This window comes from Bacillus cereus group sp. N12, from assembly GCF_016483575.1.
GTDB classification, from domain to species: domain Bacteria; phylum Bacillota; class Bacilli; order Bacillales; family Bacillaceae_G; genus Bacillus_A; species Bacillus_A toyonensis.
Genome location: NZ_JAEHBO010000045.1, coordinates 1 through 23,795, shown reverse-complemented (window position 1 = coordinate 23,795; position 23,795 = coordinate 1). Strand labels below are relative to the sequence as shown.

Here is a 23,795-nt window from a genome sequence, read left to right as displayed (position 1 = left end):
TATTTGTTACAGCACCTTTGCTGTTTTTGAAGATAGTAAGCTGTACCAACCTGCAACAGTTGGACGTTCTGCTAAATCTGCAAACGTGATTTCTTTCCCTTCACGACGCCACTTCTCTACTAAACTCATAATTCTGACCGAATCAAGCCCTCTATTTAATAAGTCCTCATCAATATCAATACTCTCTACTGGCTCACGAAGTAGTTGTGCAACTAGTTCATGTACTTCCTGTATAGTGGTTCCTTCACTCTCATCACCTTTTACACTTTGTAAAACTTTTAACAGTAGGTTTGTTGATGTCGTTACTGCGCATCTATTAGATGCATACTCCAATGCTTGTTTATGATGCTCTAGTGAAAAATCAGCAACTGCATCTGCTACAAAGAACGGCTCTATACCATCCATAAATGCTTCACAAGCTGTTAAAAGGCATCCAATATGCGCATAAATACCGCAAATAATGAGTTGATCTCTTCCTTGTTCATTTAAAATTTCTAATAGATTTGTCTTTTTAAATGCACTATATCTCCATTTTGTTAGGAATATATCATCTTCATCAGGAGTAAGTTCATCAACAATTTTCTTTTTATCTGGTCCAGCAGGAATACCGTCACCCCAAAAGTCTTGTAATAAACCTCTTTGTTCTAACGTTTGCCCACCAGGTTGCGCTGTATAAACAACTGGTATACCAAGTTCCTTACATTTTTCTCTTATCATTTTAATATTTGAAATGAGTTCTACTATTGGTGATTCTTTATCGCTATATGCATCAAGAAAATATTCTTGCATGTCATGAATTAAAAGTACTGCACGTTTCGGGTCTGGTGTCCAATTCACTTTATTTTTTGGTAGTTCTGATTCAATTGGCATTTTATATACTGAAATAGATGGGATAGCCATCTAATCACTTCCTTCCGGTTTTTATTATTGTTTTACTGTAATAAGTTTTTCAGCAATGACTTTACGTAGTTCTTTTTTGCTGACTTTTCCGACTCCTGTTTGCGGGAATGATTCAATAAATTCAATTCGATCTGGAATTTTATAAGCCGCTATACCACGTTCTCTTAAGAACATTTTTAATTCACTTACAGTTGGAACTTGACCGCGAGCTATAACAAAAGCACAGGTGCGTTCACCTAAATAATCGTCAGGCATAGATACAATTGCTACATCATGTACTGCATCATGTGCTAATAGATGATTTTCAACCTCTTCCGCAGCAACTTTCTCACCACCACGATTAATTTGATCTTTATCTCTTCCTTCTACAACGATGTAACCTTGTTCATTTACTTTTACAAGATCACCTGTGCGATAAAATCCATCCTTTGTAAATGATCGTGCATTATGCTCTTCCGCTTTATAATAACCACGAATTGTATATGGACCTCGTGTTAATAAACTACCTACTTCACCCGGTTTTACATCGTTATCATTTTCATCAACAACCCTTACTTCATCGGATGTAGACATCGGTCTACCTTGTGTATGAATAATGATTTCTTCCGGATCATTTAATCTTGTGTAATTTACTAGCCCTTCTGCCATACCAAACACTTGCTGTAACGTACATCCAAATGTAGGGCGAATACGCTTCGCAACTTCGGCACTAAATTTCGCACCACCTACTTGAATCACTTGCAAGCTCGATAAATCGTTATTACGGGAAGATGCAGCATCAAGCCAAATCATTGCTAATGGTGGAACGAGCGCTGTAATCGTCACTTTTTCTTTTTCTATAAGAGCAAATGCCTCGTCTGGACTCCCTCCAGTTGCCAACACTACCTTTCCACCCGCATAGAAAGTTCCAAATGTTCCTGGAGAACTCATTGGGTAATTGTGTGCTACTGGAAGAACTGCCATATAGACACTTTCTGCATTTAAATTACAAATTTCAGCACTAACACGTAAACTATAAATATAGTCATCATGTGTTCTAGGAATTAATTTAGAAAGTCCTGTTGTCCCTCCTGATAATTGAAGAAACGCAACATCACTTGGCTGAACTTCTGGTAATGATACGGGATCCATATACAGATCATTTATGTTCACAAACTCTTCTTCTTCTCCCACTACAATTACATGTTGTAAAGTTGGCACTTTCTCTTTCACTTCTCTTGCTAGTTTTCGATAATCAAAACCGAGAGCCTTATCTGAAATAACGTAAGCGCTCGCCTCGCCAAACTCACAAAAATAACTAATTTCACTGCTTCGATGTGAAGGTAGCGCAAAAACAGGAAGCGCTCCAATTCGAAATAGTGCAAAACATATTTCGAAAAACTCTATAATATTAGGTAACTGGATTACAACTCGGTCTTCTTTCTTTATTCCTACATTCAGTAAACCTGAAGCTAAGCGATCTACCTTTTTATCAAGTTCACTATACGTTATATGTGTATTACCGCTTACAACTGCAATCTGATCTCCATATTTTTCAGCACGCTCTCTTAACACTCCGCCAAATGTTTCACCAAGCCAACACCCTTCTTCTCGGTAACGATCGACGAATTCTTTTGGCCATTCCGTATAACCTGTTAACATTCTTTCTTCCCCCTATTTTTCATTCAACGAATTATCTCTTAACCCTAAAGCCTTCAGCATTGTTTGGAACTTAGCTGATGTTTCTGCTAGCTCATCTTCTGGTTTTGACTCAGCAACAACTCCAGCTCCTGCATATAAACGAAGTGTATTCTCTTGCACTTCCGCACAACGAATTGTAACAATCCATTCGCCATCTCCATTTAAATCGCTCCACCCTAACATTCCTGTAAAGAATTCACGGTCAAATGGCTCAATTTTTTGAATAGCCTCTCTTGCTGCTTCCATTGGAGTTCCGCAAACTGCTGGCGTAGGATGGAGAGCAATTGCTAATTGTAAAGAAGAAGTATTTGGATTCTTAAGTTCACCTTTCACTTCGGTAGACAAATGCCACATTGCTTCACTATGAATAACTGATGGTTTTTCTGGCACATGCAATGTATGACAGTACGGACGAAGCGCAGCAGCAACCGCTTCAACTACTACCGCATGTTCATGTAAATCTTTTGGTGAAGAGAGTAATTCCTCTGCTCTTCTTTTATCTTCAGCTGGATCGTCACTTCTTGGTCTTGAACCAGCTAATGGATTAGAAACGACTTGCATACCACTACGTGAAACAAGCAATTCCGGGCTTGCTCCAATTAATGTCTTATTGTTCTCGTTTTCATCTTTCGGTAAATTCACAGCAAATGTATAACCGTGCTTATTATGCTCTGCTAATTCGCGAAGTAGTTTTTGTTTATCAATCTTCTCTGAAGATTTAACATCTAACGATCTAGATAGAACGATTTTCTTTAAATCTCCATCCTGAATTTTTTCAATCCCTTGCTTCACACCATTCATATAAACTTCAGGGTCTGGCACTGACTTCATTTCAAATGTTACGTTCTCATTTATTTCAAGCTGATTTGTTGTATCTAATTGTAAACGCTCAGAAATTCTGCTATATTCTGGTACGATAAGTTGGACTTCTTTTCTACGATCAAATGGCAAAGCACCCACAACGATAGGATTTGGATTTCCAGCTTGTTTCGCATTACTTAATGTCGCTTGCACAAGCTCTGGGAAACTTTCAATTTCACGATGCTTTACTGTAGTAAACTCTCCTTCTGCTAATATCGTTCGAGTTGGTGAAGCGAAAAAGAATGAAGATTCAGTTTTATAATCTTCTAATAATTTTTCTGACAGTTCCTTTACGGCTGTAAGTTCATTCATAGTATGAAAACCTCCTGAATTTTTTATTAAACTCCTAATGTAGCACCGCCATCGACACATAAATTGTGCATTGTAATATGACTCGCTTTATCAGAAGCTAAAAACAATACTGCTTCAGCAATTTCTGAAGGTTGTGCAATTTTTTGTAATGGTATACCGAGTCTATATGTATTTTGAGAACCAGCAATTATATTTTTAGCTCCATTTTCATCAGCCCATAGTAACCTTTGCATTTCAGTTTCAGTAGAACCAGGAGAAACTAAGTTGCAGCGAATATTGTATGATGCAAGCTCTAATCCTAAACATTTCATGAACATTGTCGTTGCAGCTTTTGATGCAGCATACGCAGCCATTTCCATTCTCGGAGTATTTGCTGCATTTGAGCCAACTGTAACAATTGCCCCTGATTTTCTTACCATCATACGTTTACTTACCGATCGAGATATATAGAAAACTCCTGTAGTATTTACAGAGAATGTTTTATGCCAATCTTCATCACTTAAAGAGTGAATCGCTCCCATTCGTAAAACTCCTGCGACATTTACTAATATATCTATAGGCGCTATGTCATTTTCAATTCGGTTTACTACCTCTTCAACAGCATTGCTATCACTTACATCTAAATGAAATGTCTTCATACGTGTTTCATATGATGCATCATGATTTAATAACACATTTAGCCCTTCTTCATTTTGATCAACCGCAATAACTGTAGCTCCTCTTTCTAAAAACATTTTTGCTACAACACTACCTATACCTTGCGCTGCACCTGTTACGAAAACGGTTTTCCCATCAAATTCCCCTACGTTCATTCCCTCTATCCTTTCATATAAAAATTAATCTAATGAAACAAATTAAATGATAACGATTTTCATTATCATTGGTAATGTAAAAAATAATACACTTACTAAACTAATTGGTCAAGTGTACTTTTCATCGAAATGAAATTAATTGATAATATTTTTCATTTACTGTTCTTACATCGAAATGATAATGTTTCTCAATAATCTTGTCAATCTTTTTTTATTTTTCAGACATTTTTTTTATGTTTCTATGCAAGACTACATCTATAAGCAATAAAAAGTACTTTAAATGAAGTGCAACTTTATTCATTGGGGGTTTTACGGGCTGTAATAAAGGATACAAAATAGATCCATAATTCCTTATCATCTTTTTGAAATTCAAAAAGATAACTTGTAGATTTTTTCGCCTACAATGCTTTACCAAAAATTCATTTTTTTTCAACATTTTTCTGAAAATATTTTATTTTACATCTTTCATTTCTCAATAAATATTCTATGTATAATCTAAGATTAATTTACATTTTCCTATATTATGCATCCTTTAATGAAACTTCAATATAATCCAAATCGATATTTTACTCGCACTTTTATTCGTATCATTACGTCGATTACAAGGACTTGGCAGAGAAAAATAATTTAAAAAAGTTCATAAAGAAAAAAGCACCCTTTTTCATAGAGTGCTTTTTTCTTATCGTAGTGCCATAGAAGGTTTAAATCGTTACGCTACACTGCGATATTCTTCTTCTTTTTCTTTTTTCTTATTAGGTGCTTGAATTAAAATTGCGATAATAAATGACACGACACATAATACGCCGATCACCATGAAAGTTGGTTTAAATCCACCTAGAATTGCACCGATAAAGGAACCTGCAAGCGCTCCAAACCCGAATCCTTGATACACAATTCCGTAGTTTTTACTATGATTTTTCATGCCGAAGAAATCACCAACAATAGCTGGGAAAATAGTGATATTTCCACCAAAGCAAAACGCTACACTTGCTACACAGACGAAGTAGATACCATAATTTAAATCTACGAAACTTAGGACCAAGACTGAAGTCGCCATAGCAACAAAAGTACCAGTAACGATTTTTAAACGGCCGATTTTATCTGATAACGGTCCTAGAATAATACGACCTAATGTATTGAAGATTGCAACCATAGCCACTGCATTAGCTGCTGTTGTTGCGCTAAGCCCTACAAGTTGAACACCGATGTCTTTTACCATGCCAATTAAGTATAAGCCACTCATACATGATGTAAATAACATAATAAATAATAAGTATACTTGTTTTGTACCTAGCATTTCTTTCGTTGTATATTCCTGCGTTTTTGTTTCATGAACTGCCCCTTGATCAGCAGCTTGATGGATTAAACAAGCGCCAATCACAATCATAGCTGTAACAATTAAACCCCAGTATATAAACGCTTGTGATACACCAACTGATTCAATCAGCTGTGCGTTTATGTATTTAAAGATTAGGCTACCTGAACCATATGCAGAGACAGATATACCAGCAATTAAACCTTTACGCTCTGGAAACCACTTAATTAAATTCGATAGTGAAGTGATATATGCTGTACCATCTGCATACCCTACGACAACTCCTGCTAATACATAAAGCAATATTAATGAGGAAGCTTGTGAACTAAGTATTAATCCTAGTCCTAATGCTAGTCCAGCTATCATAATGAGTTTACGAAGTCCCCATTTTTCTTGCAATTTACTCGCAAACAAAGTTGAAAACGCTAAAGAAAGGCTTGTAATCGAGAAAGTTATAGCAACAGCGTTCAGACTCCAACCAAATTTACTAACTAAAGGCTGATTGAACAAGCTCCAAGTATATATCGTTCCAAGCCCCATTTGTACTATGACTGTACCAAGGACAACAAGCCATGGATTAACAGTTGATTTTTTCATATCATCCCGCCTCCTCTTTCTATTTCAATGCTATTCGCTACATTTACTTTTTTTATGTTCATTTTGTCCACCTCTTTGATTTGACAACTTCATTGTATAAGATGTCCCCGCTTATGTAAGCACTTACAATGTAAAGCGTCAAAAATATGAAATCAGTTACAGAAAATGAAGGGTGAAATACAACAAACTGCTTATTAAATACGTAGCAGCTGTTCGTATTGTGTTATATAAGTACGGCTTACAAGTGTTTTTGAAATCTTTTTCATTTAGTGAAACTTTAATCTGTAGGATTTTATTCACCTCTCATTGATTATTAGGCCACACCAATCAGATGTTTACGAGCAGCCCGACTCCCACCTAATTTCTTTGCTCCAGTCAAATTTTGATTACCTTATGCAAACAAAAGGTTTCCTACTTAATTGGATACGAATATATATAACTTCTTTTCGAAGTTTCTGGTTGTTTGCATGAAAAAAACCATTACATTAAAAGTGTAATGGTCACAATTCTATAGTGTCCTCTTTAATCTCAGAATGACTTCTCATCTTTACCTATCTTATTAAAAACTTTACTTTCAAAAATTCGGCCTATATGAATATCTGTTTGACAACCATCTTTGAATTGAAATTTAAATAGTAGAACACAAATGAAATCATTGTCACCCTTTGTTAATACACGTACTATTTGAATTGAGTTGTTGTATTTTCATAAATTAAACTGGGCTGTAATAAAACCTTCTCTTTACTATTTAGTAAAGAGAAGGTTTTATTAGGTCAATTCATAAGGCTGATTTTCTTTATACGTTTATAATTGTTTCTTCAAATGTAACGATTGGCTCTACAAATTCCATCATAACGAAAGCGTTTTTAATACGTCTTGTTAAAACTTCTTTTAATTCTGCACACTTTTCTTCTGTAAGTGATTTTACAAATACAAAATTGTGATAATAGACCACACTCTTCTCTTTACTTAAAGGATTTAAAAACATCCCCTCTTTTGTAACGAAAGCGTTAGAATGCCCCGATAGAGTTGAAAGAAACGTCTCTAAAATTTTTATTTCTCTATTTGAAAACTGTTCCTCACAAACTACTTTAATATTCATTTCTGTTATCATTTATATATTCCCCCAACCAATTTTTTCACAAGGGGATAACTATAATACTATTAAAATTTCACGAGACTCCCCTTGCCGTTCAAAAAATTCACCAGAAAACTAGTTTGCTTAACTTTCTTTTTCCCTTTACTCATATGAATCTCTCCTTTCATATATATTACTTCTCCATTTTTAATTGAATACCTTTTTATATTTGAGTTTTTCTATATTTTTAGTCAGATTTATACAGATGATAACTCCATTTCTTTTCATTTCTTATACTATATTCACCTGAATACTATTACTTTTGAGAAACGCTTATTTATACTTATTGAAGAAATTACTTCCTGTACTCCGAAAAACAATGCTGCCTTCCCTATAAAACTTTGCTGATCTACTTTACGTTTAGAGCTACATATTATCTCTCTTTTGATTAATTTGTTTAGCTACATAATTTACATAGAAATATTGGTTCGCCAATTCTGAAAAATTTTACTTTGCATATAATAACCTTAAACAAAATATAACTTTTACCATAGGAGCACTCTATACTTTTCTATTAAATAAAAAAATTTTCATTGATAAACAAAACTAAATATTCACTAATATAACTATCCGTGGTTTAATATATGTAATAAACAAATATTTCTGTCTTTTATAAGGAGGTACTATGAAAGCAAACGTAGGGGATACTATACTTTTTCAACGAAATAATTTAAAGATTACTGGGTCTGTACTAAAACTATATACTGAATCGGTCTTAGTTGAAATTACAGATGTAAGCGGTGGTACTTTTGAATTTGATCGAACGATAGTAAATCATAAAAACTATAAAATTTTAAATGCAAATACATAAAGTAAAACTTTAATCAACCCTCACCAATCGGGCATTAACGGGCAGTTTATCTCCCATCCTAATTTCTTTGCTCAAGCTAAATTTTGAGGTGGAAGTTTCATTGCCCGTTAATGCGTGATAAAACAACACAAAATAGCCTCTGCTCACCAGCAGAGGCTATTTTATATCATAATACTTCATTAGTTTATATATCCTAAAACATTAACAATCTTACTCGCTTTTAAATTATTAATGTGATAATAAATTTCTAAACCCTTTCGCTCAGCTCGTAACACTTTACCTTTCATTTTTGATAAATGTTGCGAAACAGTCGATTGTGGAATATTCAGCAATTCTGTTAATTGTGTTACATTACAAGTTTTTCTAGTACTTAATTCATTTACAATTTGTAATCGGATTGGATGCGCCATAATTTTTAAAATATCTACATCCTCTTCTGAAACTACACTTTTTTTCATTTCACTCGTATATGTTGTCATAAGACATTCCCCTTTTATATGAATTCCTTTTTATTAAGATCCATTTCTACAAAATTCAATACTCCCGCTCAAGACCTTCATATAGAAATAATAGGATCTCAAATTTTCAAAAATAGAACTTACAATTATTCACTTTTTTTATTTATTCATTTATTTATTTGGTACATATACATAATACAATGTTAATATGTGCTCTATGTGAAGTTAGCATAAATTTATGATGAAGATTTATTTAATGACTTGCATCCTACTACGTGCTGGATAGTTTTATGCATTTTGTATCTTCCGCATAAAACTATCCAGTAATCTTAACACATTTTAGGCGTTTGTATATACTATTTACAAAACAATTTGGCAAAGGAGGATTTCATATGCCTACAATGTTACAAGAAGAAATTGAAGAAGCACGTGAGACATATGTCAGTCGTATCATTTTAGTTGGTGGATCAACTCTATTTTTAGTAGGTGGTGTTATATCGGCAATCGTAGCTTTTAAAGCTTATAATCGTTTGGAAAATACACCGCCTTCTTCTGATAATTCATAGGTGAGTTATCAAATTTTGAATAACAAACATACAAAGGCCGCCTCTAAAAAAGAGACGGCCTTTGATTTTTCATAAGTTCTACATTTAATAACGATTAGAACCAGCTTACATACTTTTATTTAAATTCAAATGTAAATAAAACATTTTAAAATATAAACCCTTACTTACATAATAAAATTATGTAACAATTCGAGAAAAGCGTGATTAAATCTTTTAGTATGAACTAAAATTGAACTTACTTCACCACAAACCGAGTCTGACTACAACCATCCTTCTGCTTCGTTACTTCTAATACAGCCGGCATTGCGTTTTTCAGCTCTTGAACGTGTGAAATGACACCGATAAATCGGCCTGATTTTTGTAAGTCAATTAAAGCGTCTACTGCTTTCGTTAATGATTCCTCATCTAATGAACCGAAACCTTCATCGATAAACATCGTTTCAATGGAAATACCACCTTCATACGCTTGAATGACGTCTGCCATTCCAAGCGCCAAGCAAAGCGATGCGTTAAACTTCTCACCGCCAGATAATGTTTTCACATCACGTGTTTGGCCGGTGTATGCATCGTACACATCTAAACCTAATCCACTTTGACGGTTTCTTTTTTCAACTCGCTCACTTCTTTTTAAATAAAATTGCCCATTTGATAATTTTCGTAATCGTTCGTTTGCAATTTGAACAATTTGTTCTAAATACTCAATTAAGATGTAACGCTCGAATGATATGCGACTTTCGTTATCGCCTTTCATTACTTCATATAAATCAACTAGTTCTTGGAAAGCTTTTTCTTCCTCATGAATTTGTTCATCAATACGTCTAATACTTTCATGTAAATCAGAAATATATGTTACAGCGTTTTGCGCACGTTGTCGTTTTTCTTTACTTATATCGAGATTGATTTCTAATTCTTTTATATGCTCACCTAACGATGTAATATCCATAAACTCTTTATCTTTTAATTCAGCATGTAACTCTTCAATTTGTTTTGCAAGTACTTCAAGAGATGAATAGTAACTTTGAATTTCTTTTTGTAACATCTCCATCTCAGCATCATTTAACTTAGCTTCTTTATACGTTAGCTGATCTATAAATCCCCTCTGCTCTAGTTCTTTCATAAAGCGCGAGAGAGTCTCTTCTTTCTTCAATTTTGCACTTTCAAATTGATTAGATGCACCTTCATGTTCTGCTTGAATACGTATATTTTCATTTTGCCAATGTTGATATGCTTCTTGCACTTTCTTCCATTCGTCTTCCATTAACCTAAGTTGTTGCATTGCTTGGTCAAACTGTGCTTTCCAAGCTTGTACTGTTTGTAAGTTATCTGGAATATTTTGCTTATCATGTTCATATGACGTACGAAGTTGCATGCACTCCATTTCTGTACGGTGCTGCAATGTTTCTGCTTCACGCTTTTGTTTCTGAAGTTCATCTACTTTTTCTTCTACACTTTTTATATTCACAGCAATTTGCTTACGCGTTTCTTCGCTTTCTTTTAACGTATTAACTTCTGCCGCTAATTGTTTTCCTTTTTGAACGAGTGCACTGTACGTTTCAACTAATTCATCTGAGTGATACCCTCGTTTCATGACTTCTTCGATCACCTGTTCATATTGTAGTCGATAGAAATTCCATTTCTCCTCTACTTGAACATGTAATTTTTCAGCAACATTTTTCTTGTCTCTTAAATCGTTTAACTCTTTTTCATCGATCGCATTACTTTGCTCTGTCGCTTTTTTCGGATGATTCGTACTACCACAAACTGGACAAGATTCACCATCATGTAAATGAAGTGCTAATATGCCTGCTTGTTCGCTTAGCCAGCGGCGTTCCATATTTTCATATGCACGAACTGCCTCTTGCATCTTAGTATATGCTGCTTCTTTTTCTTGCTCGAATTTTTGTTTCTCTTGCCAAACGTCATATGCCTGCTTTAAAACTTTTGCATCTTCTCGCATGTTCGTTAGTTCTTCTACTTTCGCTACATACTGCTCAAGTGCTTGTTCTAATTGCTGTAATTCACCAGACATTCTCTGTTTTTGATTTGTATGCTCTTCTAGTAGTTGATCGAGCTTTTGCATACTTTCTTTTAATCTTCCTAGTTGAATTTCAGCATTTTGTAAATTCAACTTTTTTTCAGCTAATGATGCAATAATTGATTGTAATTCTTCTAATCTTTGAACAAGTTTTTTAGCATCTTCTCGTTCAAGTTCTTTATTTTTTTCTACTTCGTATTTCTGCTGTGCAAGTGTAAAACTGGTTATTATATTCTCTTTTTTTACGATAATCTGCTTTAATAAACTTTCAGCCTTCTGTTCATTTTGCATTGCTTCCTCGTGCCATTGCTCAAATGGTAATAAATGCTTTGCTTGTTCCGCACGTCTAAAAGATGTTTCTTTCCTTTCAATGACCGCACGGTTTTCTTGTAAAGTGTTGTATCTTTCATTCTTTTGTTGTAAATCTGTAAATTTCTCATTTACAGATTTTGCTGCATGAAAACGTGTTTCAGCTTCTTTTAATTGCTTTGTTCGAGCATCTTGTTCTAGTTGTAATTGCGCAACCTCTGTCTTATATGCCGTTGTTTCTTGCTCTAACGCCTCTACTACTTGATGCGTATTTACATGTTCTTGTTCCACTAATGTCTCTAATAATGCTCCATCTCGAATTGGTAGTTTAAATACATTGCGGAAATGTAACTCTCGCTCTTTTTGTTTTTCTTGCAGAACGTCTTTCCATTGTTTTCGTTTTTGATCAAGTAATTCACGCATTAATTTATAACGATCTGTTTTAAAAATACGACGTAAAATCTCTTCTTTGTTTTCTGTCTCAGATGTTAATAGTTTTCGGAATTCTCCTTGTGGTAACATAACAATTTGACTAAATTGATGTTTACTTAACCCAATTAAATCTTCCACTTTTTTGTTTACATCTGTTACATGAAAACGATCAACAGCTGGAATTTTTTCTCCATCCATAACGTCATATAATTCTACTGCATGTCCTGTAATCGTCTTATTCCCTTGTTTTTTATGGCCAAGTTGCCGTTTTATTTCATAGTGCTTCCTTTTTAACTGAAAAGTTAGTTCTACACTTGTATAAACATCATCATCAGCAAACTGACTTCGAAGCATGCTCGTATCACTGCGTTCTTCCCCACTAGCTTCACCATATAATACGTAACAAATCGCATCAAAAATCGTTGTTTTTCCAGCTCCCGTATTTCCAGAAATGGCGAAGATGCGATGCTCTCCAAGATCATCAAAATTGATTACTTCTGTCTGTTTATATGGCCCAAATGCTGTCATAATAAGCTGAATCGGTCTCATCCTCGTTCACCTTCCCGTTCTTGCACTGTTTGTAATACTTCTACAAATAGACGTTCTTTCTCTTCTGATAAATCTAAGCCTTTCATTTCTTTATAAAAAGCTTTTAAAAGAGATACATCATCCGTTTTATGTCTTGAAACAGTTACTTCATTTGACTCTGTGAACTCTCGCCTTTGAATAGACCTTTCAACATGCATTGCATTTGGATATACAGAGCGTATTTTTTCCATTGGCTGCAAAACAGGATTTTCATCTAATAGTTTTACAAACACGTAATCTTCACTTACCGGATGTTGTAATAATTCATCTATTTTCGCTTCTACTGTTCGCATTTTACGACGTGGTGTAAGTAATCTTTTTTCAATTGTTGTTTCACCCTTTTCGTCCAGTTCCACGATATAATATCCTTTTTTATGTTTTTCTTCAGAAATAGAATATGCAAGTGGCGAACCTGAATATCGAATTGTCTCATTACGTACGAAATGCGCTTGATGTAAATGTCCAAGCGCTGTGTAATGAAATTTATCAAAATAATGACTATTTACGTATTCAGCACCACCAATTGAAAGCGGACGTTCTGCATCACTTGTATTCTCCTCCGCTTCTCCCGCAGAAGTTACAAATGCATGACCTACAAATACATGTCTTGCTTCTTTATCCATCGTTTCAGAAAGTTCATTCATAAAAATACGCATCGCATCATCATGAGATCGGACGTCTTCGTTTTTCAATACATGTCTAACTATGCTTGGATCCGAATAGGGAACTAGATGGAAGTGAACCTCGCCATATTCATCATTTAATACAATGGGTTCATATGGAAATTGAAATTGTCCCACAATAAATAATCCTTGTTTCTTCATTAAACTACTACCGAAATGTATACGATCTGGACTATCATGGTTTCCTGCAACTGCGATAACTGGTGTTTGTAAATCAATCACTATTTTTTGTAATACATCATTTAATAAGTCTACTGCTTCCGTAGGTGGAATTGCTCGGTCATATAAGTCCCCTGCAATAATTACGGCATCTGGTTTTTCTTCTTCAATAGCTTGTACAAACTGATCTAATACAATCTTTTGATCTTCAGTCATATACACGCCATGAACAAGCTTGCCTAAATGCCAATCCGCTGTATGAAATAACTTCATAATTTCCTTCTCCTTTTAATTTACTGAGTTTAGTGATACGAGTTGATAGTTTACTGTAGTTTTTCCGTTCTCCCACTCTAACTTTTGTATAATCGCACTACCAATTCTTTCTTCATTTGATTTATATAAAGGTAATATTTCTTGAACTGCAAATAAATGATAACCATTCAAGTTTAATTGAAATATGTTTTCTTCCATATGTAATCTTACTTCTTTTTCATTTGAAACTATTTTTGTGTGCATCTCAAATTTCATAATAGATACAACCCCTTCTTATAATCTCTACATTTTAATAGTATAGTGGCTATGCAAGATTGACAAGTACATACACGGTAAAGTACACACTTTTCTGTTGCTATATGTTTTATGTTTTCATTTAAATTACGGTATGTGAAATTTAATGTTATGCAAAAATAAAAATGTCTATTTAGACATTTTTATTTTTGCATATAATCTTTCATTACATAATATAAAATCGTTATTAAAACGCTCGCTACGAAAAATGAAAAAACCACCACAATATACCCATCTTTATTTAATAGAAAACATAAGGAAATAGATACGATAAAAATCGGAAATACGAGACGAACTTTATCCTTTACTTCTTCTGTCGTATCTGTATGATGAAAAAACTGAGTAATCCCTATCATTAATGATGACAAGATAATAACCGACAATAATAAAGGTCCTGGCATTCCGATTTCTCCTTTCTCTATTTCTAATTCCATGTAAACATTCATTATCATTTAAACCATTCTGTTTTCAAGAAATTTTTTACATTTTACACATTTATAATAGCGCTTTTGCCATAATAATTTCAAATAATATCACTTACATTAATAATGTATTATTCATCTTCAACATTCAAAATCCTGCAAAGATAACTCGGCAAAATATGCGTTGAATAAAGTGAAGCATGAATTAATAGGTATGAACAAAACTCCCACTGCCTATCGCTCGTACCTATCAAACTTTTAACAGCCATTCTCTTCTACCTAACTTTCTCGTATTCGTCGAATTTCAAGGTGTGGGCCTTCTTATCCACAAATAGCGGAATAAAATAACACTTACCGTCAACTTTAGACAAAATTTATACAGGACATTTCAATACGTATCAAGAATTAAGAATAAGAAGATATATAAGGGAGGATGAATCATGACTGAAAACGTTTTATTTTCTGTTAGTGAAAACGGCGTTGCATCAATTACTTTAAACCGCCCAAAAGCACTTAACTCTTTATCTTATGATATGTTACAACCAATTGGGCAAAAACTTAAAGAATGGGAGAACGATGAGCGCATTGCAATTATCGTATTAAAGGGAGCCGGAACGAAAGGTTTTTGCGCAGGCGGTGACATTAAAACTCTTTACGAAGCACGTTCAAACGAAGTTGCTTTACAGCATGCAGAACGTTTTTTTGAAGAAGAGTATGAAATTGATACATATATTTATCAATATAAAAAACCGATTATCGCTTGTTTAGATGGAATTGTAATGGGTGGTGGTGTCGGACTTACAAATGGTGCGAAGTATCGTATTGTGACGGAGCGCACAAAATGGGCGATGCCTGAGATGAACATCGGCTTCTTTCCAGACGTCGGCGCCGCATATTTCTTAAATAAAGCACCTGGATATACAGGAAATTACGTTGCTTTAACAGCATCTATTTTAAAAGCTTCTGACGTATTATTTATTCATGCTGCTGATTACTTTATGACGTCTGATTCATTACCAGCTTTTCTAGCCGAACTTGACAACGTAAATTGGCATACTGAAGATGTACATACTCATTTAAAAGCAGTTCTTCAAACCTTTACATCTACTCCTGACTTAGAAAGCAAACTTGCTGCTTCATTAGAGGAAATTAATACACACTTTGCCTTAGAAACGATTGAAGAAATTATCGACTCATTAGAAAAAGGAGATAGCGAATTCGCTTTACAAACGAAACAAATATTATTATCAAAATCTCCAATTTCATTAAAAGTAACTTTAAAACAACTATTAGATGGCAAAGGAAAATCTGTTGAAGAATGTTTCGCTACAGATCTTATACTTGCTAAAAATTTCATGAGACATGAAGATTTCTTCGAGGGCGTACGCTCCGTTGTCGTTGATAAAGACCAAAATCCGAATTATAAATATAAACAGGTAAGCGATGTTTCAGAAGACGACGTAAATCGTTTCTTTAACTTACTTAATGCCTAACAGTGAGACTATATTTGTAGTGTATTCACCACTACGAATATAGCCTCTTCTTATTTAATATTTTTTAACAAAATTTAATTTTATTAAATTAAATTTTGTGCTACACTAATTTTAATCAAATATTCTAAAAATAAAGAAGGAGGACGAATATGATAGAAAATTATCTTCTTTTCATCATTATGTCTATTTGTCTAATCATTTTACCTGGACCTGATACAGCGATGGCTACGAAAAACACATTAGTTGCTGGTAAAATGGGCGGTGTTAAAACAGTATTCGGTACATGTGTTGCACTTTTGATTCATACTTTAGCTGCTGTAATTGGTCTTTCCGCACTTATTGTAAAGTCAGCTCTTTTATTTTCTATTTTCAAATATGTTGGGGCCCTTTATTTAATCTATATTGGTATTAAAGCCCTATTAGCAGTGAAAAACAAAGAAGGTGTAAATACAAATGATGTATCTATAAATAATGATAAAGAACATACTTCTTGTTTTCGCCAAGGGTTTCTTACGAATTTATTAAACCCTAAAATTGCAGTCTTCTTTTTAACTTTTTTACCACAATTTTTAAATCCAAGTCATAATACATTTATTCAGCTTCTCGTAATGGGTCTTACTTATCTCGTTTTAACAATCATTTGGTTTGCCTTTTATATATTTTTAATTGATAAAATTAGTGCTTTTATGAAGAAACCGAAGACGCAACGTTATATTCAAGGCTTAACAGGAATCGTCTTAATTGGTTTTGGTATTAAACTAGCTTTTGAAAAAAATAATTAACAAGACGAAAACCACCACTATTAATAGTGGTGGTTTTCATTTAACAACTGATTTGGCTGTTCACTCTATATTAAAACCAGCGCTCCGTTACAACCTTTTTACGTGTATAGAATTGAACACCATCTGTACCATTTGTACCTAAATCACCAAAGAAGGAAGCTTTATTTCCTGCAAATGCGAAGAATGCCATTGGTGCTGGAACGTTTACGTTTACACCGATCATACCAGCATCGATATTATCACGGAACGTTTGTGCATGTTTACCATTTGAAGTGTAAATAACCGCGCCATTTGCAAATTTAGATTGATTTGTTAATTTAATACCTTCTTCTAAATCTTTCACTCTCACAATACTTAATACTGGAGCGAAAATTTCATCTTGCCAAATTTTCATTTCTTGGTTTACGCCATCAAAGATTGTTGCTCCAACGAAGTAACCTTCTCCAACTTCTTCATTAATTTTACGACCATCTACTAATAAAGTTGCTCCATCTGCTACACCGCTATTAATATAGCCTAAAACACGCTCTTTATGCGATTCACGGATTAATGGTCCAACGTAATTATCTTCGTTGAAACCGTCACCTACTTTTAGTTTTTTCGTCTCTGCTACTAGTACGTCGATAAAGTCATCAGCAATTTCATCTACTACTGCTACTACTGAACATGCCATGCAGCGCTCTCCACTACTTGCAAACGCAGATCCAATTACACCTTGTACCGTTTTTTCAAGATTGCAATCTGGCATTACAATCGCATGATTTTTCGCACCTGCTAACGCTTGTACACGTTTTCCATGTTTCGTACCTGTTTCATATACGTAACGAGCTACCGGCTCAGAACCAACGAACGAAACAGCTTGAATATCTTTATTTTCTAAAATGCTATTTACAACATCTTTTCCGCCTTGTACTAAATTTAATACCCCTTTTGGAAAACCAGCTTCATAGAATAACTCTACAAGTCGCTCTGCTAAAAGTGGCGTTCTCTCAGATGTTTTTAATACGAACGTATTACCGCAAGCAATTGCAAGTGGGAACATCCATAATGGAATCATCATTGGGAAGTTAAACGGTGTAATACCCGCAACAACTCCAATTGGATAGCGCCAGATCGATCCATCAATTCCGCTTGCGATATTAGGAAGAGCTTGTCCCATCATTAAATTTGGAGCTGATGTTGCAAGTTCTACCGCTTCAATACCACGTTGTACTTCACCTGTTGCATCTGTTAGCGTTTTACCATTTTCTAGCGTAATGATTTTTGCAAGCTCATCTTTATTTTCTTGTAATAGCTGTAAATATTTATATAAATTTCTTGAACGATTCGGAACAGGTACTTTAGACCATGTTTCAAATGCCGCTTTTGCCGCTTCAACAGCCTTTTCAACGTCTTCTTTTGGAGAAAGTGGAACGTAAGCAATGATTTTTCCAGTCGCTGGATTCGGAACCGCTTCTACTTCTGTACCAGTAGATTCTACCCACTCGCCATTAATATGATTTTTTACTCGTTTAATTTCAGTTGTAATCATTGTATTCTCTCCTTTTTATGATTTATTTTTGATTAGAAATTAATTGTTCGCTAACTTTCTTATATAAAGCAGCCATATCGTTTTCACCATACCCTGCCTCACTCGCTTCTTCATATACATTTAATAACATTTCACTTACAGGTAAGTGAAGTTCACTTTCCTTAGCTAAATCAACTGCAAAGCCTAAATCTTTTTTTAATAGATTTACAGTAAATCCTGGCTCATAGTTTTCTGATGCAATGAAACTTTTATAATTGCGCTCATAAATTCTACTTTGACCGTAACTTACATTTAAAATATCAAACATTTTATCTAAATCCATATTACTCTTTTTCGCTAATGTTAAAGCTTCACTCACACCAGCTGTATAGAAACCAATTAATAGATTGTTAATTAATTTAACAGTCGTACCACTATCAATTTGCTCGCTTACGTGGAAAATATTCGCTCCTAACACTTCCATGATAGATTCAGTTTTATCATATACGTCTTTTGATCCACCTACCATAAACGTTAATGTACGATTTTCTGCACCAATTACCCCACCGCTAACTGGTGCGGCTAAAAAGTCTACTTTCTTTTCTTTCGCCGACTCCTCTAACTGTTTGTTTAATTGTGGAGATACAGTACTTGTATCAATTAATACGACATTCGAGTGGCTATTTTCAAATAATCCTTCTTCCCCAAAATATACTGCTTCAACAGCACGAGGTGAAGGTAAACTTGTAAAAATCACATCGCATGTCTCTGCTAATTTTGAGATTGATAAGCCGATAATTCCTCCTTCTTTTTCAAAGGAAGCTTCAGCCTCTTTATTTAAGTCCACACCATATACTGTGTAACTTGATTTAACTAAATTTTTAGACATCGGAAGGCCCATGTTACCTAAACCGATAAAACCAATCTTTTTCATATCGCTTTCCTCCTATTTACACAATATATTTCCCACGATTTATAATAGCTTTCGCAATTTCTCTCTTTTTCGTAAATACGTTCGTGTATAAAGGCACTAATAATTGACGGATTTCAGCTAACATTACGTGTCTATCTTGTTCTTCTGTGACAGCCGCTGAAAGTATAGAAATCGCCGCTTCTTCTACTTTACGATAGCCTTCCTCACAAATAACATCCGTTATCATTTGTTTTGTACGCTCTTTTTCTTCACCATTTTTATTAATTGCTTTACTCGTACGTAAAAATGCTGATTCCATGACGTACACGTCCGTCAACATATTTGATAATACACGTGAATATTCTTGCTCTTGATCAATTTTTAATCCTGGAGTTTTAGAGAGCGTTTTCAAAGATTGTTTCAACAATTTTTTCGCTAATAAAATGTAACGATGGTTTCTTTCTACAGTTGCTATATCAATTTCTACTTCAGTATCTTCTATTTGTTCGATTTGCTTCATTAACATTTTAGCAACTGTTAATCTATTAATTTCATTTGTTCCTTCAAAAATACGACTAATTCTAGCATCACGATATAATCGTTCTACTTCGTATTCTTGCATATAACCGTAACCGCCATGAATTTGTACAGCTTCATCTACGATATAAGCGAGTGTTTCAGAAGCGTTCACTTTATTCAGTGCACATTCAATTGCAAATTGGGACATTTTTTTCATAAGGTCCTCATCACTCTCATGAATTGCGTCATCAATTACACCTGCTGTACGATAAGCTGCACTTTCTGCTCCATATGTTGTAATGATCATATTTGCAATTTTCTCTTGTATCATCGTAAAATCCACTAATTCCGTTTGGAACTGTTTTCGCTCTTTTCCATATTGAACTGACAAACCAATTGCTTGTTTTGCTGTTCCAATATTTCCAAAAGCAAGTTTTAGTCTAGCGAAGTTAAGAATATTAAGGGCTACGTGATGCCCTTTCCCAACTTCCCCTAACACATTTTCAGCAGGGATAACTACATCTTCTAAAATAAGCGTCGCTGTTGAAGAACCTTTAATCCCCATTTTCTTTTCTTCTAATCCAATAGATACACCTTCACATGTTCTTTCGACAATAAACGCTGTCATTCCTTTATTTGTCTTCGCAAAAACAACGTATACATCTGCCATATGAGCATTTGTAATCCACTGCTTCTCACCATTCAACTTCCAAGCTGTACCCTCTTCATTCAAAATTGCGCTTGTTTTTGCACTTAATGCATCAGAACCAGCATTTGGCTCAGTTAGAGCATAAGCCCCAATCCATTCTCCCGATGCGATTTTTGGTAAATATTTTTCTTTCTGTTCTTTCGTTCCGTAATATATGTAAGGCAATGTACCGACACCAGCGTGTATATTAAATGAAACGCTAAATGCACCTGCGTAACCCATCTTCTCTGCTACAAGACCTGAGACAGCCTTTCCTAACTCGAACCCGCCATAATCTTCTGGTACCTCAATGCCTAATAATCCAAGTTCCCCAGCTTTCTCAAATAATTGACGGGAAACTTTATAGTTATGTTTTTCAATGTTTTCAATTTGTGGGACAATTTCCTGTTTAACGAATTGTTCTGTCGTTTTTGCGATTAAATCTTCATCCCCTGAAAAATCTTCTGGTGTAAAGAAAGTATTATTCACATCTTTATTGATTGAAAAAAATTCATCCCAAGGTAACTTCGTTTTCTCCATCTGAATCCCCCTATCATTTCGGCCTTCATTGCTCTTTGCATATGCTCGTCTACGATGAGTGGAATATCTTATTATTGAAAACAGAAGGCGATGAATTTTCACATCAAGCAGTTCATTTTGCCAAAGATGTATTCTCATCGCCCTAGTTGTTTTATCTATTGATCTTCTGATAATACTGTTTTTGCAATTCCAGTATCTAATTCTTCAAAGTCATGATATGAAATTGTCTCATATAGCTCGCTTCGCGTTTGCATATTTGAAAGTGCATCTTTTTGAGAACCAGTCTCTTTAATTAGCGTGAATACATTCTCATATGCTTTTGCAGCAACTCGAAGCGACGTTACTGGATAAATCACCATTTGGAAGCCCATATTCGCAAATTCCTCTGCACTATAATATGGTGTTTTCCCAAACTCAGTCATATTTGCTAGTAAAGGTGCATTCACTTTGCTAGTAAATAAACGGAATTCTTCTTCCGATTGAAGCGCTTCTGGGAAAATTGCGTCTGCACCTGCTTTAACATATGCATTCGTTCTTTCAATCGCAGCATCTAGTCCTTCTACACCGCGAGCATCTGTGCGTGCAACAATATATAAGCTTGGCGCAACTTCTTTAATCGCTTTAATTTTTTGAACTAATTCTTCTGTAGTAACAAGTTTCTTACCATTTAAATGTCCACATTTCTTTGGTAATTGTTGATCTTCAATTTGAACAGCCGCTACTTTTGCCTCTACCATTTCTACAGCTGTTCTCGCTACGTTTAGTACTCCACCAAATCCTGTATCAATATCAACAAGAACTGGTAAATCTGTAGCTCTAACTAGATCTCTTGCTCTTTCTGCTACTTCAGTAGATGTCACGATACCTAAATCTGGTAGACCTTTACTTGCAGTGTAAGCAGCTCCCGATAAATAAAGAGCTGAAAAACCTGTATTTTTTGCAACAAGAGCGGCCATTGCATCATGAGCACCTGGAATTTGCAAAATTTCATTTGCTTCTACTAAAGCTCGGAAGCCATTCGCAAGCTCCTCTTGTGTTGACTGCTTATTCACAACCCAAGCCATTCTAAATTCCCCCTATTATTAAATTATGAATAGATCTACAAATTCGTTTACATTCATATTTTCTAGTTTTTCTTCATTTAAACAAACTTCATGAATTTGTTCTTGTTGCTTACTAGAATAATGACCTGCCATATTTGCAGTGAATTTTTGAACAACTTTTGGAATCGCTTCGTCTCTACGGAAACGGTGACCAAGTGGGTATTCACATTCCACGTTTTCTGTTACAGTACCATCTTTAAAATGAACTTGAACAGCGTTGGCGATTGAGCGCTTGTTCGGGTCAAGATAATCTAAACTGTACTGTTTGTTTTCAACAACAACCATCTTATTACGTAATTCATCTACACGTGGATCATTTGCTACTACATCCTCATAATCGTCCGCTACGATATCTCCTTTTAATAAACCAATTGCCGTAATGTATTGTAAACAATGATCACGATCAGCTGGGTTATTTAATGGACCTTCTTTATCGATAATACGAATTGCTGATTCATGAGTTGTAATTGTAATACGATCAATTTCATCTAATCTTTCTTTAAGTTCCGGATGTAATTTCACTGCACATTCTGCAGCTGTTTGTGCATGGAATTCTGCTGGATATGATACTTTAAATAATACATTTTCCATTACATAAGACTCTAGTGGTCTAGCTAATTTTAATTCTTGTTTGTTAAATAATACATCTTGGAATCCCCATCCTGGCGCAGATAATGCTGTTGGATAACCCATTTCACCTTTTAGAGCAGTCATTGCAAGATGAACACCGCGACTCGTCGCATCACCTGCTGCCCATGATTTACGTGATCCAGTATTTGGAGCATGTCGATATGTACGAAGACTAGAGTTATCAATCCACGCATGTGATAATGCATTAAAGATTTCTTCACGTGTTCCGCCAAGCATTTTCGCAACTACTGCAGTTGTTGCTACTTTTACATATAATACGTGGTCAAGACCAACGCGGTTTAAGCTGTTTTCTAAAGCAAGTACACCTTGAATTTCATGTGCTTTAATCATCATTTCTAGTACTTCACGTACTTTTAATGGTTCTTTTCCTTCTGAAATACGAACACGGCTAATATAATCTGCAACTGCTAAAATTCCGCCTAAGTTATCAGATGGATGTCCCCATTCTGCTGCAAGCCAAGTATCGTTATAGTCTAACCAACGGATCATACATCCAATATTGAATGCACCTTTTACTGGATCTAGTACATAAGACGTTCCTGGTACACGTGTACCGTTTGGCACAACCGTTCCTGGTACAACTGGACCTAATAATTTCGTACACTCTGGATATTGCAATGCTAAAATTCCGCATCCAAGTGTATCTAATAATACGTAGCGAGCAGTACTAAATGCTTCTGCACTAGTAACCTCTTTATTTAATACATAATCCGTAATTTCTTCTAATAATGCATCTTTTTGTTTAATTTCATTTGTTTTAATCATGCTATTCTTCCCTTTCTGTCGAAAATTCGTTATTATTAATGATGGGTGTCTGTCAAACACCCATCTGGCGGGCGGCGCTAACAACTCCCCAGTTGTTCTTATTTACTAAGTACATGTCGCTCGCCAACATAATTTACACGTGGACGGAACAAGCGATTATTTGCATGTTGCTCAATAACGTGCGCA

21 protein-coding genes are annotated in these 23,795 nt (G+C 34.8%); 4 read left to right on the top strand and 17 right to left on the bottom strand.

Going from position 1 to position 23,795, the window contains the following annotated elements; translation table 11 throughout:
* Positions 1-6: 6 nt before the first annotated feature.
* From JDS92_RS19120 to JDS92_RS19095, 6 genes are all read right to left on the bottom strand, one after another.
* Positions 7-900 (bottom strand): isochorismatase, encoded by an 894-nt coding sequence (locus JDS92_RS19120; RefSeq protein WP_199632332.1) that lies wholly within the window; start codon positions 898-900, stop codon positions 7-9.
* A gap of 24 nt (positions 901-924) precedes the next feature.
* Positions 925-2,541 (bottom strand): (2,3-dihydroxybenzoyl)adenylate synthase, encoded by a 1,617-nt coding sequence (locus tag JDS92_RS19115; RefSeq protein WP_199632331.1) that lies wholly within the window; start codon positions 2,539-2,541, stop codon positions 925-927.
* Between the two features lie 12 nt (positions 2,542-2,553).
* The gene (dhbC, locus tag JDS92_RS19110; protein ID WP_199632330.1) at positions 2,554-3,753 is read right to left on the bottom strand and encodes an isochorismate synthase DhbC; all 1,200 of its coding nucleotides are present in this window, start codon (positions 3,751-3,753) and stop codon (positions 2,554-2,556) included.
* A gap of 26 nt (positions 3,754-3,779) precedes the next feature.
* A complete protein-coding gene (gene dhbA / locus JDS92_RS19105; RefSeq protein ID WP_098144984.1) occupies positions 3,780-4,565 on the bottom strand; it encodes a 2,3-dihydro-2,3-dihydroxybenzoate dehydrogenase in 786 nt (261 codons plus the stop codon).
* A gap of 709 nt (positions 4,566-5,274) precedes the next feature.
* Positions 5,275-6,477: an L-lactate MFS transporter gene (locus JDS92_RS19100; protein ID WP_000750116.1), complete on the bottom strand. Its 1,203-nt coding sequence runs from the start codon at positions 6,475-6,477 to the stop codon at positions 5,275-5,277.
* Positions 6,478-7,273: 796 nt separating this feature from the next.
* Entirely contained in the window at positions 7,274-7,591 is a 318-nt protein-coding gene (locus tag JDS92_RS19095) for a hypothetical protein (protein WP_000627296.1), read from the bottom strand.
* Positions 7,592-8,240: 649 nt separating this feature from the next.
* Here JDS92_RS19095 and JDS92_RS19090 point away from each other — a divergent pair.
* On the top strand, positions 8,241-8,426 hold the full coding sequence (locus JDS92_RS19090; protein WP_000646787.1) for a YkvS family protein: 186 nt from the start codon (positions 8,241-8,243) through the stop codon (positions 8,424-8,426).
* A gap of 179 nt (positions 8,427-8,605) precedes the next feature.
* Here the strand turns inward: JDS92_RS19090 and JDS92_RS19085 are convergent, their stop codons facing one another.
* A complete protein-coding gene (locus tag JDS92_RS19085) occupies positions 8,606-8,905 on the bottom strand; it encodes an ArsR/SmtB family transcription factor (protein WP_000214792.1) in 300 nt (99 codons plus the stop codon).
* 371 nt (positions 8,906-9,276) lie between these two features.
* Between JDS92_RS19085 and JDS92_RS19080 the strand changes: the two genes are divergently transcribed.
* Entirely contained in the window at positions 9,277-9,450 is a 174-nt protein-coding gene (locus JDS92_RS19080; RefSeq protein WP_001142745.1) for a hypothetical protein, read from the top strand.
* Positions 9,451-9,685: 235 nt separating this feature from the next.
* Here the strand turns inward: JDS92_RS19080 and JDS92_RS19075 are convergent, their stop codons facing one another.
* The 4 genes from JDS92_RS19075 to JDS92_RS19060 form a co-directional block, all read right to left on the bottom strand.
* Positions 9,686-12,775 carry an SbcC/MukB-like Walker B domain-containing protein gene (locus JDS92_RS19075; RefSeq protein ID WP_199632329.1) on the bottom strand — a complete coding sequence of 1,030 codons (3,090 nt, stop codon included), beginning with the start codon at positions 12,773-12,775 and terminating at the stop codon, positions 9,686-9,688.
* Positions 12,772-13,929, bottom strand: a complete 1,158-nt coding sequence (locus tag JDS92_RS19070) for an exonuclease SbcCD subunit D (protein WP_199632328.1) — start codon at positions 13,927-13,929, stop codon at positions 12,772-12,774. Before JDS92_RS19070 ends, JDS92_RS19075 begins: the two co-directional genes overlap by 4 nt.
* Positions 13,930-13,944: 15 nt before the next feature.
* Complete coding sequence (locus JDS92_RS19065) at positions 13,945-14,184, bottom strand: DUF2584 domain-containing protein (protein ID WP_000667358.1); 240 nt, start codon at positions 14,182-14,184, stop codon at positions 13,945-13,947.
* Positions 14,185-14,366: 182 nt separating this feature from the next.
* The gene (locus JDS92_RS19060) at positions 14,367-14,624 is read right to left on the bottom strand and encodes a hypothetical protein (RefSeq protein ID WP_002093761.1); all 258 of its coding nucleotides are present in this window, start codon (positions 14,622-14,624) and stop codon (positions 14,367-14,369) included.
* A gap of 461 nt (positions 14,625-15,085) precedes the next feature.
* Here JDS92_RS19060 and JDS92_RS19055 point away from each other — a divergent pair, with 461 nt between their 5' ends.
* Positions 15,086-16,138 (top strand): enoyl-CoA hydratase/isomerase family protein, encoded by a 1,053-nt coding sequence (locus JDS92_RS19055; protein WP_097956762.1) that lies wholly within the window; start codon positions 15,086-15,088, stop codon positions 16,136-16,138.
* 149 nt (positions 16,139-16,287) lie between these two features.
* On the top strand, positions 16,288-16,920 hold the full coding sequence (locus tag JDS92_RS19050) for a LysE family translocator (protein ID WP_000572350.1): 633 nt from the start codon (positions 16,288-16,290) through the stop codon (positions 16,918-16,920).
* A 70-nt stretch (positions 16,921-16,990) separates the two neighbouring features.
* Here JDS92_RS19050 and JDS92_RS19045 read toward each other — a convergent pair whose 3' ends face one another.
* The 6 genes from JDS92_RS19045 to JDS92_RS30970 form a co-directional block, all read right to left on the bottom strand.
* On the bottom strand, positions 16,991-18,451 hold the full coding sequence (locus JDS92_RS19045; RefSeq protein ID WP_016108339.1) for a CoA-acylating methylmalonate-semialdehyde dehydrogenase: 1,461 nt from the start codon (positions 18,449-18,451) through the stop codon (positions 16,991-16,993).
* Positions 18,452-18,473: 22 nt separating this feature from the next.
* On the bottom strand, positions 18,474-19,364 hold the full coding sequence (locus JDS92_RS19040) for an NAD(P)-dependent oxidoreductase (RefSeq protein WP_097956764.1): 891 nt from the start codon (positions 19,362-19,364) through the stop codon (positions 18,474-18,476).
* A gap of 16 nt (positions 19,365-19,380) precedes the next feature.
* The gene (locus JDS92_RS19035; protein ID WP_070189612.1) at positions 19,381-21,090 is read right to left on the bottom strand and encodes an acyl-CoA dehydrogenase family protein; all 1,710 of its coding nucleotides are present in this window, start codon (positions 21,088-21,090) and stop codon (positions 19,381-19,383) included.
* Positions 21,091-21,245: 155 nt separating this feature from the next.
* Positions 21,246-22,154 (bottom strand): methylisocitrate lyase, encoded by a 909-nt coding sequence (gene prpB / locus JDS92_RS19030; protein ID WP_097956767.1) that lies wholly within the window; start codon positions 22,152-22,154, stop codon positions 21,246-21,248.
* A gap of 18 nt (positions 22,155-22,172) precedes the next feature.
* A complete protein-coding gene (gene prpD, locus JDS92_RS19025; RefSeq protein ID WP_097956768.1) occupies positions 22,173-23,609 on the bottom strand; it encodes a 2-methylcitrate dehydratase in 1,437 nt (478 codons plus the stop codon).
* A 98-nt stretch (positions 23,610-23,707) separates the two neighbouring features.
* Positions 23,708-23,795: hypothetical protein (locus tag JDS92_RS30970; RefSeq protein ID WP_242476013.1), on the bottom strand; the 88-nt coding region annotated here is incomplete at its 5' end.